The sequence below is a fragment of the Erwinia sp. AnSW2-5 genome, from assembly GCF_045107195.1.
Classification (GTDB): domain Bacteria; phylum Pseudomonadota; class Gammaproteobacteria; order Enterobacterales; family Enterobacteriaceae; genus Erwinia.
The window spans coordinates 68,335-81,727 of sequence record NZ_JBJGXA010000015.1 but is presented as its reverse complement, the minus strand read 5'-3'; the positions used below and the strand labels follow the sequence as shown (position 1 = coordinate 81,727).

Below are 13,393 nucleotides of genomic sequence, written 5' to 3'. Positions count from 1 at the left end.
GATAACGCCAGAAATCGCCGGTTCACTGCCGTACAGGCAGCTTAGAAATTCAAAATCTGACTCACTACCTTTGATGTAATGTTCACTGCCGTACAGGCAGCTTAGAAAGTCTGGTTCAATGCCCATCGACATTCCTGTCTGTTCACTGCCGTACAGGCAGCTTAGAAAAAAATATTGAATGCTCCGCTCGTCCATCACTTGTTCACTGCCGTACAGGCAGCTTAGAAAAAACTCTTCAACATCAGGGATCCAGTCAGGTCGTTCACTGCCGTACAGGCAGCTTAGAAATGACGGAAGAAGTTAGCTGGCTTATGCCGCTCGTTCACTGCCGTACAGGCAGCTTAGAAAATAGCAGGCTTGTTAATCATTTGATTGACTTGTGTTCACTGCCGTACAGGCAGCTTAGAAATTATGAAACAGGATCTATACCCCGCTTACGTTGTTCACTGCCGTACAGGCAGCTTAATAAATTGGTACTGGTAGGCTAAAGCCTGAATGCAGGCTGACTTCCATACAGGTAGATAAAAATCAGGGCGAGCATTGATTGAATCCCAAATCATTAAAATTGATAAATGCGTCGGATTATACTGCCGCACGAGATGCTTAGAAATATTATGATATAATCGGATATCGTCGTGTAATCCTCACTGTTGTTCAGTTTTCTCACCAGGTATTATAAATTTTTCTTTGATTTTCCTCGCCACTTAAGTTCACTGGGAGGGGGCGTTGATGAAAATACTCATTTCTTGGTTTTTATTTTTTGTCATTTTTTATCTTATGATTGAATTTTTTGTCAGGTTATTGGGAGAGGAGTTTAACCAGGATAGCGCCGTGGTGTTGTCTTTTACTTTCTCTGGTGTTATAGCTTTTATTTTTACGAAAATTAAAAAACATCATTAATAATAAATCATAATTTTCTGCGAAAAGAATATCTCATTTTTAGCATCCTGACTCTCCGTGTCCCAGCCCTTTCATTTCACAAAATCCGGGAGCTTTTCCTGACCATGAACCACTGCCGTTCCATGTTGGTCCCATTGGAATAGTTGGAATGGGGACATTAACAGGACCATGATTAATGGCTCCTTGCACGACCGTTTGTACAGCAGCACTACCTGCACCAATTAATGCACCACCTGGACCGCCAGTCACCGCGCCAAACCCGGCTCCCCACGCAATGCTACTTGCCAGGTCATGCCCTAACTGTTTGTTTGCATCTCCGGCACCGACTATTTTATATAATAAATCATTTGCAATTCTTTCCATTTTCATAACCTCTATAAATAGAATATAAAATTAAATTTATGCCTATTGCCACCAGTATGGAGCAAATGCAATTTAAGAGAAAAAACCCATCAACAGGGAGGTTGTTGTAGGGGGATGATGTTAGTGGGTATATTGAACCAGCCACGATTGATGCAAGAGAAAGAACGATTAAATGAGTGCTTCTCTTTTTTTTCTTATTTTTAATAATGAATATTATATATGTTGTTACCGATAAGGAAACGGGCATAAATATAAAGGAGAACATATGAGATTCCTTGGTCATTTCTTTACGTTGTTCTGAATATGCTCATGTCATTAATGGGGGGAGTTCATAATAAAAAACTGGCTGAAATTATGTTAATGCAAATGATTCTCAATTTCAACCAGCGAGGGGCGGGATCTTTAGCTTTGCGAGCGGTTCTGTGGGCAGCCTGTAAAGACACAGGGCCGATCGTTGATCGGCCCTTAACATTAAAACGCAGCTCTTATCCCAGCGACAGGCGCACATCCTCGATCAGGTCATCTTTATTCTCAATCCCAATCGACAGGCGAATGGTTGATGAGGTGATGCCAAAACGGTTGCGCACATCGAGCGGTACGCCGGAGTGGGTGGTGCTGGCCGGATGGCTGGCGAGGGATTCGGTGCCGCCCAGGCTGACAGCTAACTTAAACAGTTGCAGGCTATTGAGGAAGCGGAACGCCGCTGCTTCGCCGCCGCGAATATCAAAGGAGAAGGTCGAACCGGCACCGCTGCACTGGGTGGTATACACCTTGCCCTCTGCGGATGCTGGATCCAGGAAAGGTAAATAATGCACTTTTTCCACCTGCGGATGGCTGCGCAGGAACTCAGCAACTGCCGTGGCGTTATCGTTCGCACGTTCCATACGCAGCGCCAGCGTCTCCAGCGAGCGGCCTATCATCCAGCTGGAATGCGGGTCAAGCTGGGTGCCAATGGCGCTGCGCAGGGCTTTCACCTGGCGAATTAACGCCTTGTTTCCCATTGCGGCCCCGGCTATCAGGTCGGAGTGGCCGCCGACATACTTGGTCAGTGAGTAGAGCGAAATATCGGCGCCGTGTTCCGTCGGGCGTGAAAACACCGGGCCAAGCAGGGTGTTGTCGCAGGCGATAATCGGGCGATGCTGCTGCTGGCGTTCAATCTGGTCGGCCACACGCTTAATCAGTGCGATATCCACCAGGCTGTTGGTCGGGTTCGCCGGGGATTCAATCAGGATCACCGATACCCGCCCCAGTTTCATCGCTTCTTCGGCGGCCGCCTGCACCACGGCTTCGTTCACGCCATCAGCAAACCCAAGCGTCGAGACACCCAGATTACGGAAGGTTTTACTCAGCAGCGTCTCCGTGCCGCCATACAGCGGTTGCGAATGCAGGATGGTATCGCCCGGTTTGACGAAAGCCAGCAGGGTGGTGGAGATCGCCGACATGCCGGAAGAGAACAGCGCGGCACTGTCGGTGCGTTCATAGATTGCCAGGCGGTCTTCAACTATTTCGCTGTTCGGATGGTTAAAGCGCGAGTAGACAAGCCCGTTGCCCTCTCCGGCTGGCGGTTCACGGCGGCCGGAAACGTAGTCAAAGAAATCTCGCCCTTCTTCTGCGCTGTTGAACACGAAAGTGGAGGTGAGAAACACGGGTGGCTTGACCGCGCCTTCTGACAATGACGGATCATAACCGTAGTTGAGCATCTGGGTTTCAGGATGCAGTTCGCGGTTACCAATGTGTGTTTTTTTAGAATGTGAAGAAGGCATGCAAACTCCGGCTATCAGGCCTGATGAATGGTTATTGTTGCGCATAAGCTAGCATGCAGCAGGAGTCCGGTATAAATGAATAAACGCTCTATGGTTAAATCAAAATGCCATATGAAATATGGCTATCTGAACGTATGGCAGTCTATATGTCTACTGGTGGCGCTGAGAGAAAGGGGGGCGCAACAGTGATCGATGCATCGTTGAAGTGTGATAAACTTCACCGCTTTCCCTGAGCAATCGACGAAATCTTATCTATGAAACACACCGTTGAAGTGATGATCTCCGAAGCTGAGATCAAATCCCGCGTTGCCGAACTCGGCAAGCAAATCAGTGACCACTACCGTGACAGCGGCAGCGAAATGGTGCTGGTGGGCCTGCTGCGTGGCTCATTTATGTTTATGGCCGACCTGTGCCGCACCATCGATGTTCCCCATGAAGTCGACTTTATGACGGCTTCCAGCTACGGCAACGGTACGTCGAGCACGCGTGATGTGAAAATCCTGAAAGATCTGGATGAAGATATCCGTGGTAAAGACGTGCTGATCGTCGAAGATATTATCGATTCAGGTAATACGCTGAGCAAAGTGCGTGAGATCTTCAGCCTGCGTGGGCCGAAGTCACTGGCGATCTGTACCCTGTTGGATAAACCGTCGCGTCGCGAAGTGGATGTGCCCGTTGAATATGTCGGCTTTGCCATCCCAGATGAGTTTGTGGTGGGCTACGGTATTGACTACGCCCAGCGCTATCGTCACCTGCCGTATGTGGGCAAAGTGGTGATGCTGGACGAATAATCCGGCAGAGCACAATCGACCAAGGCCGGATCCTCCGGCCTGTTATACCATTCGTGCTCGTCATTCAGATCGAATTATTTAGAGTATGGAAGAGAGGCTACGGATTCAGGTCCGGGTCGTTGAGCAGGTTAGCAATACCCTGGCGATAGCGCTGTTCAAGGGTTTCACGATTGGTTGAGCTGACGCCCAGATCGCGCAGGTAACCATCCATGATGCCGTAAACCCAGCCGTGAATATTGACCTTCTGCCCACGTTTCCACGCTGACTGCATCACGGTCGAGTGACCCAGGTTATACACCTGCTCAATCACGTTGATTTCGCACAGTTTATCGAAACGTTTTTCTGGCGGCAGCTCGCCCAGTAACGAACTATGCTTGTACCACAAATCGCGAATATGCAGCAGCCAGTTGTTGATCAGGCCAAGCTCTGGATTTTCAACTGCCGCTTTAACGCCGCCGCAGCCGTAGTGACCACAGATAATAATGTGTTCCACTTCCAGCACTTCAACCGCGTATTGCACGACCGAAAGACAGTTTAAATCAGTATGGATCACCAGGTTAGCGACGTTACGGTGAACGAACAGTTCACCCGGCTCCAGCCCGGTCAGGCGCTCGGCAGGTACGCGGCTGTCTGAACAGCCAATCCAGAGAAAACGGGGGTTTTGTGCCTGAGCGAGACGCTCAAAGAAACCGGGATCTTCCTCTTTCAGCAGCCTGGACCACTGGCGGTTGTTGCTGATAAGGGTTTCAATGTCTTTCATCATGGTGTCGGCCAATAACTCGAAATGCGTACAGTAATATAGGGTAACGCGGCGCAATTGAAAACGACAAACAAGAAACCACAACAAAACAGGGCACTCTTTAACCTATGACTTATGCACTGGAGCTTGAAAAGCTAACTAAAACCTACGCAGGTGGGGTTCAGGCGCTTAAAGGAATCGACCTTGCGGTAGAAGCCGGCGACTTTTATGCGCTGCTGGGGCCTAACGGCGCAGGCAAGTCCACCACCATTGGCATTATCAGTTCGCTGGTGAACAAAACCTCCGGTAAGGTGCGGGTGTTTGGCTACGACCTCCAGCAGGACGTGGTGAACGCCAAGCGCCAGCTGGGTCTGGTGCCGCAGGAGTTCAACTTTAACCAGTTTGAAACGGTGCTGCAGATCGTGGTCAGCCAGGCCGGACTGTACGGTGTGGAAAAAGCAGAAGCGCAGAAACGCGCTGAAAAGTACCTCAAACAGCTGGACCTGTGGGAGAAACGCAACGAACGTGCGCGTATGCTCTCCGGCGGGATGAAGCGACGTTTAATGATTGCCCGTGCGCTGATGCATGAGCCTAAGCTGCTGATCCTCGATGAACCTACCGCAGGCGTTGATATCGAGTTGCGTCGCTCAATGTGGAGCTTCCTGCAAGAGCTGAATGCGCAGGGCACCACCATTATTCTGACGACTCACTATCTGGAAGAAGCCGAGATGCTGTGCCGCAATATCGGCATTATCCAGCGCGGTGAGCTGGTGGAAAACACCTCGATGAAAGGCCTGCTGTCCAAGCTGAAATCAGAAACCTTCATCCTCGACCTCGCGCCAAAAAGCCCGCTGCCGAAGCTGGAGGGGTTCCAGTATCGCCTGGCCGATACCTCAACGCTGGAAGTGGAAGTGCTGCGTGAGCAGGGCCTGAACAGCGTATTCAGCCAGCTCAGTCATCAGGGGGTACAGGTGCTCAGTATGCGCAATAAAGCCAACCGTCTTGAGGAGCTGTTTGTCGACCTGGTGAACGGTCGCAAAGGAGATAAAGCATGACACATTTGTACTGGGTGGCGCTGAAAAGCATCTGGGGTAAGGAAGTGAACCGCTTCGCGCGCATCTGGATCCAGACGCTGGTGCCGCCGGTGATCACCATGACGCTCTATTTTATTATCTTCGGTAATCTGATTGGTTCGCGCATTGGTGAAATGCACGGCTTCAGCTATATGCAGTTTATCGTGCCTGGCCTGATCATGATGGCGGTGATCACCAATGCCTATGCCAACGTGGCCTCCTCTTTCTTCAGCGCCAAGTTCCAGCGCAATATTGAAGAGCTGCTGGTGGCGCCGGTGCCAACGCACGTGATCATTGCTGGATATGTGGGCGGCGGTGTGGCGCGCGGTATCTGTGTGGGCGTGCTGGTGACGGCGATTTCACTGTTCTTCGTGCCGTTCCAGGTGCATTCATGGCTGATGGTGGCGATTACGCTGGTGCTGACGGCGGTGTTGTTCTCACTGGCGGGGCTGCTGAACGCGGTGTTTGCCCGTACTTTTGACGATATCAGCCTGATCCCGACCTTTGTGCTGACGCCGCTGACCTATTTAGGGGGCGTGTTTTACTCGCTGACGCTGTTACCGCCTGTCTGGCAGATGGTGTCTAAGCTGAACCCGATCGTCTATATGATCAGCGGCTTCCGCTATGGTTTCCTGGGAATTAACGATGTGCCACTGGTGTTTACGCTGGGCGTGCTGGTGGCGTTTATCGTGGTGTTTTACGCGCTGGTGTGGGTGTTAATTCAGCGGGGACGTGGGTTACGTACTTAATGTGAAGCGGGTTGACCGGAAAAGAGGTCAATCTGGCAGAGCGGGCCGATCGGAAAAGATGATCGGTCGCTACGAAAAACGGGCCGACATTTCTTTCTGTCGGCCCGTTTTGCGATATTTACGCGACCTGAACCGGCACGGCTTTCGCCAGACGCTTCATCTGGTTGTCGCCTTCAAAATAGGCCACTTTGGGCTGCCATTCACGCGCTTGCGCACCGGACATCTGCACGTAAGAACAGATAATCAGCAGGTCACCTTCGCAGGCACAGCGCGCTGCCGCACCGTTCACCGAAATGATTTTTGAACCCCGTTCTGCGGCAATCGCGTAGGTGGAAAAACGCTGGCCGTTGTTCACGTTATAAATATCAATCGCTTCGTATTGCAGAATGCCGGAAGCGTCGAGGAAGTCCTGGTCGATGGCGCAGGAACCTTCGTAATTCAGGTCCGCCTGAGTCACTTTGACCCGGTGAAGTTTGCCCTGCAACATAGTTCGGTTCATAAAGAGTCACTCTGCAATCAATTCAAAAAAACGGTCGTCAGTATTGCCTGAGAGGGCGCTGCTGTCTACTGCGTCAGATCAACCTGTTGGTTATCTATCAACCGTGCTTTACCCAGCCAGGCCGCCATCAGGATCACTGCCCGCTGGCTGTCGACATTCAGCGGCAGCAGCGTATCGGCATCGACAATCGCCAGCCCGTCAGGCTGTAAACCCCGATCGCTGAGGGCGCTTTCAGCTTCTGCAATCAGTGCATCCACATGGCGTTCGCCCTGGCCCAGTTTCTCCGCAATACTGTTCATGACCCTGCTCACCACGGGGGCAATTTTGCGCTCATCGGCGGTGAGGTAGCCGTTACGCGAACTGAGTGCCAGGCCATCTTTGGCGCGCACGGTGGGTACACCGACGATGTCAATATCGTAGCCCATATCCGCCACCATTTTGCGGATCAGCGCCAGCTGCTGATAATCTTTTTCACCGAAGCAGGCGATGTCGGGCTGCACCAGATTGAACAGCTTGCTGACAATGGTGGAGACGCCACGGAAGTGACCGGGGCGGCTGGCACCTTCCAGCAGCGTAGAGAGGCCGGGAACGTCAACGAAGGTCTGTTCACCCAGGCCTTTCGGGTAAACTTCGCCAGGCGCAGGAGAGAACACCAGGTCAACGCCACGTCGGTTCAGTTTTTCGCAGTCTTCCTGCAATGTACGCGGGTAGCGTGCCAGGTCATCAGCGCGCTCAAACTGCATCGGGTTAACGAAAATCGACACCACGACGATATCGGCACTCGCGCGTGCTTCATCGACCAGCGTCATATGCCCGTCATGCAGGTTACCCATCGTGGGAACCAGCGCGATGCGCTTGCCATCCTGGCGCCAGCGCCGCACTTCACGGCGCAGCATCGGCAGGGTTTCAATAATCAGCACGGCTTACTCCTCGGTTACTGGAAACTGTGTTGGGCAGCCGGATAGCTTCCGGCTTCCACTTCGGCCACATACTGGCGCACTGCGGCGCGGATCTCCCCGGCCTCAGCGAGGAAGTTCTTGGCGAATTTCGGGATATGACCGCCGGTGATGCCAAAGGCGTCGTGCATCACCAGGATTTGGCCATCGGTGACGTTACCGGCACCAATGCCGATGGTCGGAATGGTCAGGGCTTCAGTAATACGCTGCGCCAGTGCCACCGGCACGCACTCCAGCACCACCAGCTGCATGCCCGCGGCTTCCAGCGCCAGCGCATCGTCCAGCAGGCGGTCCGCATCACTGCTGGAGCGCCCCTGCACTTTGTAGCCGCCAAAAATATTCACCGACTGGGGCGTCAGGCCAAGATGGCCGCAAACCGGGACGGCACGTTCAGTCAGCTGTTTTACCGTCTCTGCCAGCCATTTTCCGCCTTCCAGTTTGACCATGTTGGCCCCGGCACGCATCAGCGTAGCGGCGTTATCAAAAGTCTGTTGCGGTGTGGCGTAACTCATAAACGGCAGGTCGGCGAGCAGCAGGGCATTGGCGCTGCCACGGCGTACCGCCTGCGTGTGATAGGCAATATCTGCCACCGTCACGGGCAGCGTGGAGTCATGGCCCTGTACTACCATGCCGAGTGAATCCCCGACCAGCATCACTTCAATGCCTTCATCGGCAAAGAGTTTAGCGAAACTGAAATCGTACGCGGTAATCGAGGCAAATTTACGCCCCTGTTGTTTCCACTGATGCAGGGTCGAGACAGTCGTCGGTTTCATCATTCCACCTAAAGAAATCCAGTTGGGCAGTATCTTAAAGGAAGGGAAGAGGGATGTCAGCACTGTCGCAGGCGAGGCATGCCTCGCCCCTACGATGATGCCAGATGACACCGCATTTCGTAGGGGTCGGGCATGCCCGACCATGATGTGTTACCAGTGCCGGATGTCGCTGCTGTCGAGAGTGGTCAGAATATCAGCGAGGCGCGTACCATCCGGCAGGCAAAGCTCAGGGGCAATTTCCAGTAACGGCAGCAGCATAAAGGCGCGGTTGTGCATATCATAATGCGGCACGATCAGGCGCGGTGTGTTCAGCGTCTGCTCACCAAACAGCATGATATCGAGATCGAGGGTACGTGGACCCCAGCGGTGTGCCTTACGAACGCGGCCCTGTTCCAGCTCAATACGCTGGGTATGGTTCAGCAGGGACTCGGCATCCAGTCGGGTGTCCAGCGCCACGGCGGCGTTGAGGAAATCAGGCTGATCGGGTGGACCGTAAGGTGGCGTGCGGTAGAGGGAAGAGGTGGCAACCCGCGTTGTATCAGGAATGGCCGCCAGTGCATTCAGTGCAGACTGCACCTGATGCAACGGGTCGGCCAGATTACTGCCCAGCGCCAGATAAACGCGGATCATGCGTCGTTATTATGATCGCGACGTGGGCTGCCCGGCACGCGTTTACGCGGACGGCGGGTACGACGGCGTGGCACCGGATCGTCACCCAGGGTGTTAAGCATGGTTTTCTGCTGCGGTGGCGCAGAAACCTGGAACTCGCTCCACCAGGTGGTGAGACGTTGCAGCTCGTGGTTATGTTCCACTTCGGCGCGCAGTGCCAGCAGGTCGTAGGCGGCACGGAACTTAGGATGTTCCATCAGCTTCCATGCACGTTTGCCGTGGCGGCGCGACAGACGAAGCTGCAGCGTCCAGATATCACGCACCAGCGTGGTGATACGTTTCGGGATCGCCAGCGAACGACAGGCTTCATCCAGCACATCATTCATCGACAGGGCGAACGCATCGTAATACGCGAGGCCGCTTTCCTGGGCAATTTTCTGTGCCGCTTCCAGCTGCGGATACCAGAAGATGGCCGCAAACAGGAACGCCGGGTTCACACGCATCTGGTTGTGGATACGGCTGTCGGTGTTTTTCAGCACCTGAAGGATCATCCGCTCCATATTACTGTCACCCTGTTCGGTGAAGTAGCGGGTGATGATCGGGAACAGCGGCTGGAACAACTGATATTCGCGCAGTTTCAGATAGGTATTGTGGCCGTAGCCCGCCTGCAACAGTTTAAGGGTTTCCTCAAACAGACGCGCCGGGGGAATATCATTCAGCAGTGTCGCCAGACGCGGGATAGGTTCGCCCGTCTCGGCTGCGATGCTCATATCCAGCTTGGCGGCAAAACGCACCACGCGCAGCATACGCACCGGGTCTTCACGGTAGCGGGTTTCCGGGTCGCCGATCATGCGGATGATGCCCTGTTGCAGATCGCTGAGGCCACCGACGTAATCACGCACGGAGAAGTCAGACACGCTGTAATACAGGCTGTTAATGGTCAGATCGCGGCGCTGAGCGTCATCTTCAATCGAACCAAAAATATTGTCGCGCAGTAGCATGCCGTTCTGGCCGCGCTGTGAGCTGTTGCGGTCATCGGCAACCTGTTGCTCGGCTTCATGGTGCCCACGGAAGGTGGCAACCTCGATAATTTCCGGGCCAAACATCACGTGCGCCAGACGGAAGCGGCGACCGACCAGGCGGCAGTTGCGGAACAGCTTACGCATCTGGTCCGGCGTGGCGTTGGTGGTCACATCGAAGTCTTTCGGTTTTTTACCCAGCAACAAATCGCGCACGCCGCCACCTACCAGGTAGGCTTCATATCCGGCTTTATTCAGGCGATACAGAACCTTGAGGGCATTTTCACTGATGTCCTTGCGCGAGATGTTATGGGCGTCACGTGGAACGACGGCCATCTGGCGCACTTCCTCGACCACGGCTGGCGCCACCTCATCACGACTGAGGACTTTCCGGCAAAAATTAGCAACTCGGGTAAAAATGGGACACCTCGATAGTGACATTGAATTCTGGTCAGTAAAAACAGCGGCTAATCATAGCTCAGAGTGAGCCGTTTGAGAATGCCGAAGTCGCGGTATGCGCCAGCATGGCGTCGTTAATTGGGATTTTTTCGCAATCCCAGCTATCAATGGCCTGCTGTAATAGTGTTGTTAGCGTTAAATCGCGCCAGCCAGCGGAGACGCTCTGGCCGAGAAAACGCAATGCATCCACCAGTGCCGGGCGCGCATCGCCTGCGGGCAGCGCCGGAGCATGATTCTGCTTGGACAGCTTATTGCCGTCGTGATTAAGCACCAGCGGCAGATGTAAATGTGCGGGCGCACGCCAGCCAGACTGTTGATACAACGTTATCTGGCGCACCGTGGGTTCAATCAGGTCTGCCCCGCGCACCACTTCAGTGATGCCCTGAAAATGGTCATCAACCACCACCGCCAGATTATAGGCAAACAGCCCGTCACGGCGATGAATAATAAAATCTTCACACGCCAGTTTAGGGTCGGCCTCCACACGCCCGCGTAGCCGATCGTTAAACGCCAGCACCGGATGGTCGACTTTTAAACGCAGCGCAGCCTGATGTGGACCATGACCCAGCGTGCGGCAGTGACCATCATATAACCCGCCTGTTTGCTGGATCCGGCTGCGGGTACAGGTGCAGTAATAACAGTGCCCCTGCTGTTGCAGGTCCTGTAATGCTGCACGATAAGCATCATGGCGTTGCGACTGCCACAGCACATCGCCATCCCATTCCAGCCCGTGATCTTCCAACTGCTTCAGGATGCGCGTTGCGGCGCCGGGAATTTCGCGGGGAGGGTCGATATCTTCAATACGGACTCGCCAGATGCCATGCTGCGCACGTGCCTGTAGATAACTGCCTAAAGCAGCAATCAGTGAGCCGAAATGCAGGTCGCCAGACGGGGAGGGGGCGAAGCGCCCAATATAAGATGATGACATATGAATAGATGAGCAGTGAAGCGGCAGCGGAGACCGCCCCTGCTTCACTGCTCAATCAATGACCGTTAACCGGCCATTTGTTTTTCGCGGATTTCCGCCAGCGTTTTGCAGTCAATGCAAAGATCAGCCGTTGGACGTGCTTCAAGGCGACGAATACCGATTTCAACGCCACAGGAATCACAGTAGCCAAAATCGTCATCCAGCACTTTCTTCAGCGTCTTCTCGATCTTCTTGATCAACTTGCGCTCACGGTCACGGTTACGCAGTTCAAGACTAAACTCTTCTTCCTGAGTTGCGCGGTCAGCGGGGTCCGGGAAGTTAGCGGCTTCATCTTGCATATGCGAAACAGTGCGGTCCACTTCATCCCGAAGCTGGTTGCGCCAGGCTTCAAGAATTTTCTTGAAGTGCTCCAGCTGGGCTTTGTTCATATACTCTTCGCCCGGTTTCTCCTGGTATGGCTCCACACCAGCAATGGCGAGAATACTCAGGGACGATGTTTTACGGTTTTGCCCTTCTTGCATGTTGTTTCTCCTGGATAACACGCACTACACACCCTTCATCTTTAAGCTGCAGGTGCGTTGACAGCTACCCTGCAACCCGAATTTTCGGGTATCGATCCCACTAAGGGGAAAAAAACAGGCCGCTATAAATAACAGAAGCGGTCAAGGTTAGCAATTATTCCTGAACATCTATTGACAAGCATGTGAGGAAAAGCGTATTTAGCGCGGCTCATCTTCCTCTCTCAATCTACAGCGATGTTGGCTTCGTCTTTTCCCCCCTGTACTTAACCTGATGTAAGCATTAGGAGATTCTTTCGGTTGCCACTTTTCTGCCGTTTGAAATCGGTTGGAAATGCAGATTGGCCGTATCAAAACAAATTGCGCTAAGTTTTACAACTCCACCTTCAGGGGGCTGTGCAGGTTGATCCCTTCGGGTGATAACTGCGCCTTATAACAGAGCAGTTCAACGCCGCTCTGTTGTGCCTGTGCCAATAGTTCCGCGTAGCGTGCATCAATATGACGCGCCGGGGAAACGTCCTCAATCCCCGAATGCAGAACGGCGAAGAACAGTACCGCCCGATGGCCAGACTGTGCAATCTGCATCAGTTCACGCAAATGCTTCTGGCCACGCTCGGTCACCGCATCCGGAAAATACCCTTTACCCTGCTGTAATAGCGTCACGGATTTGACTTCAATATAGCAGTTACTGCGATTATCTGCCTGTAACAGGAAGTCAATCCGGCTGTTTTCGCTGCCGTATTTCACTTCAGGTAAAATTTTGTCGTAACCGGATAACGCTGGAATACGATTAGCGGTAAGTGCCTCACGCACCAGGCCGTTAGCGCGCAGGGTATTCACACAAATCCAGTGCCCCTGCTGCGTTTGCGTCAGTTCCCAGCTGTGCGGATATTTCCGCGTCAGGCTGGCCGATGTTGAGTACCAGACCGTATCGCCTGGCGTGGCACATCCGGTCATCGCGCCAGTATTCGCGCAGTGAATGGTCAGGGTTTCCCCTTCCGGTGTCACAATATCGGCCAGAAAGCGTTTATAACGTTTAATCAGTTGTGCTGACTGCAAGCCGGGGCCAAATTCCATAGGAATTCCTTATCGTAAATAGCGCGGCAGCAGCAGTGCAGGCTGCGTAGCGTTGCGCAGAAATGTGACAGGCAGATGAACGGGGTGGGTCGTTGCCAACACGCGTTGCGTCCTGCGCTCAATCCCTCGCGGGCAATGCTACAATGCCCGCAAAAATTAGACCATGTCGTTATGGAG

14 protein-coding genes and 1 CRISPR repeat array (1 of these 15 cut by a window edge) are annotated in these 13,393 nt (G+C 53.3%); of the genes, 3 read left to right on the top strand and 11 right to left on the bottom strand.

Annotated elements, in window-relative coordinates; translation table 11 throughout:
* Positions 1-469: a CRISPR direct-repeat array (repeat unit 28 nt; unit sequence GTTCACTGCCGTACAGGCAGCTTAGAAA); it reaches 40 nt to the left of the window's first position.
* A gap of 470 nt (positions 470-939) precedes the next feature.
* Both ACFL9S_RS13110 and ACFL9S_RS13105 read right to left on the bottom strand, forming a co-directional pair.
* The gene (locus ACFL9S_RS13110) at positions 940-1,263 is read right to left on the bottom strand and encodes a microcin (protein ID WP_405262346.1); all 324 of its coding nucleotides are present in this window, start codon (positions 1,261-1,263) and stop codon (positions 940-942) included.
* Between the two features lie 485 nt (positions 1,264-1,748).
* The gene (locus ACFL9S_RS13105) at positions 1,749-3,026 is read right to left on the bottom strand and encodes a cystathionine gamma-synthase family protein (RefSeq protein WP_405262345.1); all 1,278 of its coding nucleotides are present in this window, start codon (positions 3,024-3,026) and stop codon (positions 1,749-1,751) included.
* A 254-nt stretch (positions 3,027-3,280) separates the two neighbouring features.
* Here ACFL9S_RS13105 and hpt point away from each other — a divergent pair, with 254 nt between their 5' ends.
* A complete protein-coding gene (gene hpt, locus ACFL9S_RS13100; protein WP_405262344.1) occupies positions 3,281-3,817 on the top strand; it encodes a hypoxanthine phosphoribosyltransferase in 537 nt (178 codons plus the stop codon).
* Positions 3,818-3,914: 97 nt separating this feature from the next.
* Here hpt and can read toward each other — a convergent pair whose 3' ends face one another.
* Positions 3,915-4,577: a carbonate dehydratase gene (gene can / locus ACFL9S_RS13095; RefSeq protein WP_405262365.1), complete on the bottom strand. Its 663-nt coding sequence runs from the start codon at positions 4,575-4,577 to the stop codon at positions 3,915-3,917.
* A gap of 107 nt (positions 4,578-4,684) precedes the next feature.
* Here can and ACFL9S_RS13090 point away from each other — a divergent pair, with 107 nt between their 5' ends.
* On the top strand, positions 4,685-5,611 hold the full coding sequence (locus tag ACFL9S_RS13090) for an ABC transporter ATP-binding protein (protein WP_405262343.1): 927 nt from the start codon (positions 4,685-4,687) through the stop codon (positions 5,609-5,611).
* The gene (locus ACFL9S_RS13085; RefSeq protein WP_405262342.1) at positions 5,608-6,378 is read left to right on the top strand and encodes an ABC transporter permease; all 771 of its coding nucleotides are present in this window, start codon (positions 5,608-5,610) and stop codon (positions 6,376-6,378) included. Before ACFL9S_RS13090 ends, ACFL9S_RS13085 begins: the two co-directional genes overlap by 4 nt.
* A 118-nt stretch (positions 6,379-6,496) precedes the next feature.
* Here ACFL9S_RS13085 and panD read toward each other — a convergent pair whose 3' ends face one another.
* The 8 genes from panD to sfsA all read right to left on the bottom strand — a co-directional run bounded on the left by panD (position 6,497) and on the right by sfsA (position 13,216).
* Positions 6,497-6,877 carry an aspartate 1-decarboxylase gene (panD, locus tag ACFL9S_RS13080; RefSeq protein WP_405262341.1) on the bottom strand — a complete coding sequence of 127 codons (381 nt, stop codon included), beginning with the start codon at positions 6,875-6,877 and terminating at the stop codon, positions 6,497-6,499.
* A 65-nt stretch (positions 6,878-6,942) separates the two neighbouring features.
* The gene (gene panC / locus ACFL9S_RS13075; RefSeq protein ID WP_405262340.1) at positions 6,943-7,797 is read right to left on the bottom strand and encodes a pantoate--beta-alanine ligase; all 855 of its coding nucleotides are present in this window, start codon (positions 7,795-7,797) and stop codon (positions 6,943-6,945) included.
* A 14-nt stretch (positions 7,798-7,811) separates the two neighbouring features.
* Positions 7,812-8,606 carry a 3-methyl-2-oxobutanoate hydroxymethyltransferase gene (gene panB, locus ACFL9S_RS13070; RefSeq protein ID WP_405262364.1) on the bottom strand — a complete coding sequence of 265 codons (795 nt, stop codon included), beginning with the start codon at positions 8,604-8,606 and terminating at the stop codon, positions 7,812-7,814.
* Between the two features lie 150 nt (positions 8,607-8,756).
* Entirely contained in the window at positions 8,757-9,236 is a 480-nt protein-coding gene (gene folK / locus ACFL9S_RS13065; protein ID WP_405262339.1) for a 2-amino-4-hydroxy-6-hydroxymethyldihydropteridine diphosphokinase, read from the bottom strand.
* Positions 9,233-10,654 carry a polynucleotide adenylyltransferase PcnB gene (pcnB, locus tag ACFL9S_RS13060; RefSeq protein WP_405262363.1) on the bottom strand — a complete coding sequence of 474 codons (1,422 nt, stop codon included), beginning with the start codon at positions 10,652-10,654 and terminating at the stop codon, positions 9,233-9,235. Before pcnB ends, folK begins: the two co-directional genes overlap by 4 nt.
* Before the next feature lie 58 nt (positions 10,655-10,712).
* Positions 10,713-11,621, bottom strand: coding sequence for a tRNA glutamyl-Q(34) synthetase GluQRS (gene gluQRS / locus ACFL9S_RS13055; RefSeq protein ID WP_405262338.1), 909 nt, complete (start codon positions 11,619-11,621; stop codon positions 10,713-10,715).
* Between the two features lie 65 nt (positions 11,622-11,686).
* Complete coding sequence (gene dksA / locus ACFL9S_RS13050; protein ID WP_133842225.1) at positions 11,687-12,142, bottom strand: RNA polymerase-binding protein DksA; 456 nt, start codon at positions 12,140-12,142, stop codon at positions 11,687-11,689.
* Between the two features lie 369 nt (positions 12,143-12,511).
* Positions 12,512-13,216 (bottom strand): DNA/RNA nuclease SfsA, encoded by a 705-nt coding sequence (gene sfsA, locus ACFL9S_RS13045; RefSeq protein ID WP_405262337.1) that lies wholly within the window; start codon positions 13,214-13,216, stop codon positions 12,512-12,514.
* Positions 13,217-13,393 lie beyond the last annotated feature (177 nt).

Bases quoted from the DNA above. Each gene is read 5' to 3' on its own strand.
- ACFL9S_RS13110 (WP_405262346.1), bottom strand. From the start codon at position 1,263: ATGGAAAGAATTGCAAATGATTTATTATATAAAATAGTCGGTGCCGGA.
- ACFL9S_RS13105 (WP_405262345.1), bottom strand. From the start codon at position 3,026: ATGCCTTCTTCACATTCTAAAAAAACACACATTGGTAACCGCGAACTG.
- hpt (WP_405262344.1), top strand. From the start codon at position 3,281: ATGAAACACACCGTTGAAGTGATGATCTCCGAAGCTGAGATCAAATCC.
- can (WP_405262365.1), bottom strand. From the start codon at position 4,577: ATGAAAGACATTGAAACCCTTATCAGCAACAACCGCCAGTGGTCCAGG.
- ACFL9S_RS13090 (WP_405262343.1), top strand. From the start codon at position 4,685: ATGACTTATGCACTGGAGCTTGAAAAGCTAACTAAAACCTACGCAGGT.
- ACFL9S_RS13085 (WP_405262342.1), top strand. From the start codon at position 5,608: ATGACACATTTGTACTGGGTGGCGCTGAAAAGCATCTGGGGTAAGGAA.
- panD (WP_405262341.1), bottom strand. From the start codon at position 6,877: ATGAACCGAACTATGTTGCAGGGCAAACTTCACCGGGTCAAAGTGACT.
- panB (WP_405262364.1), bottom strand. From the start codon at position 8,606: ATGAAACCGACGACTGTCTCGACCCTGCATCAGTGGAAACAACAGGGG.
- folK (WP_405262339.1), bottom strand. From the start codon at position 9,236: ATGATCCGCGTTTATCTGGCGCTGGGCAGTAATCTGGCCGACCCGTTG.
- gluQRS (WP_405262338.1), bottom strand. From the start codon at position 11,621: ATGTCATCATCTTATATTGGGCGCTTCGCCCCCTCCCCGTCTGGCGAC.
- dksA (WP_133842225.1), bottom strand. From the start codon at position 12,142: ATGCAAGAAGGGCAAAACCGTAAAACATCGTCCCTGAGTATTCTCGCC.
- sfsA (WP_405262337.1), bottom strand. From the start codon at position 13,216: ATGGAATTTGGCCCCGGCTTGCAGTCAGCACAACTGATTAAACGTTAT.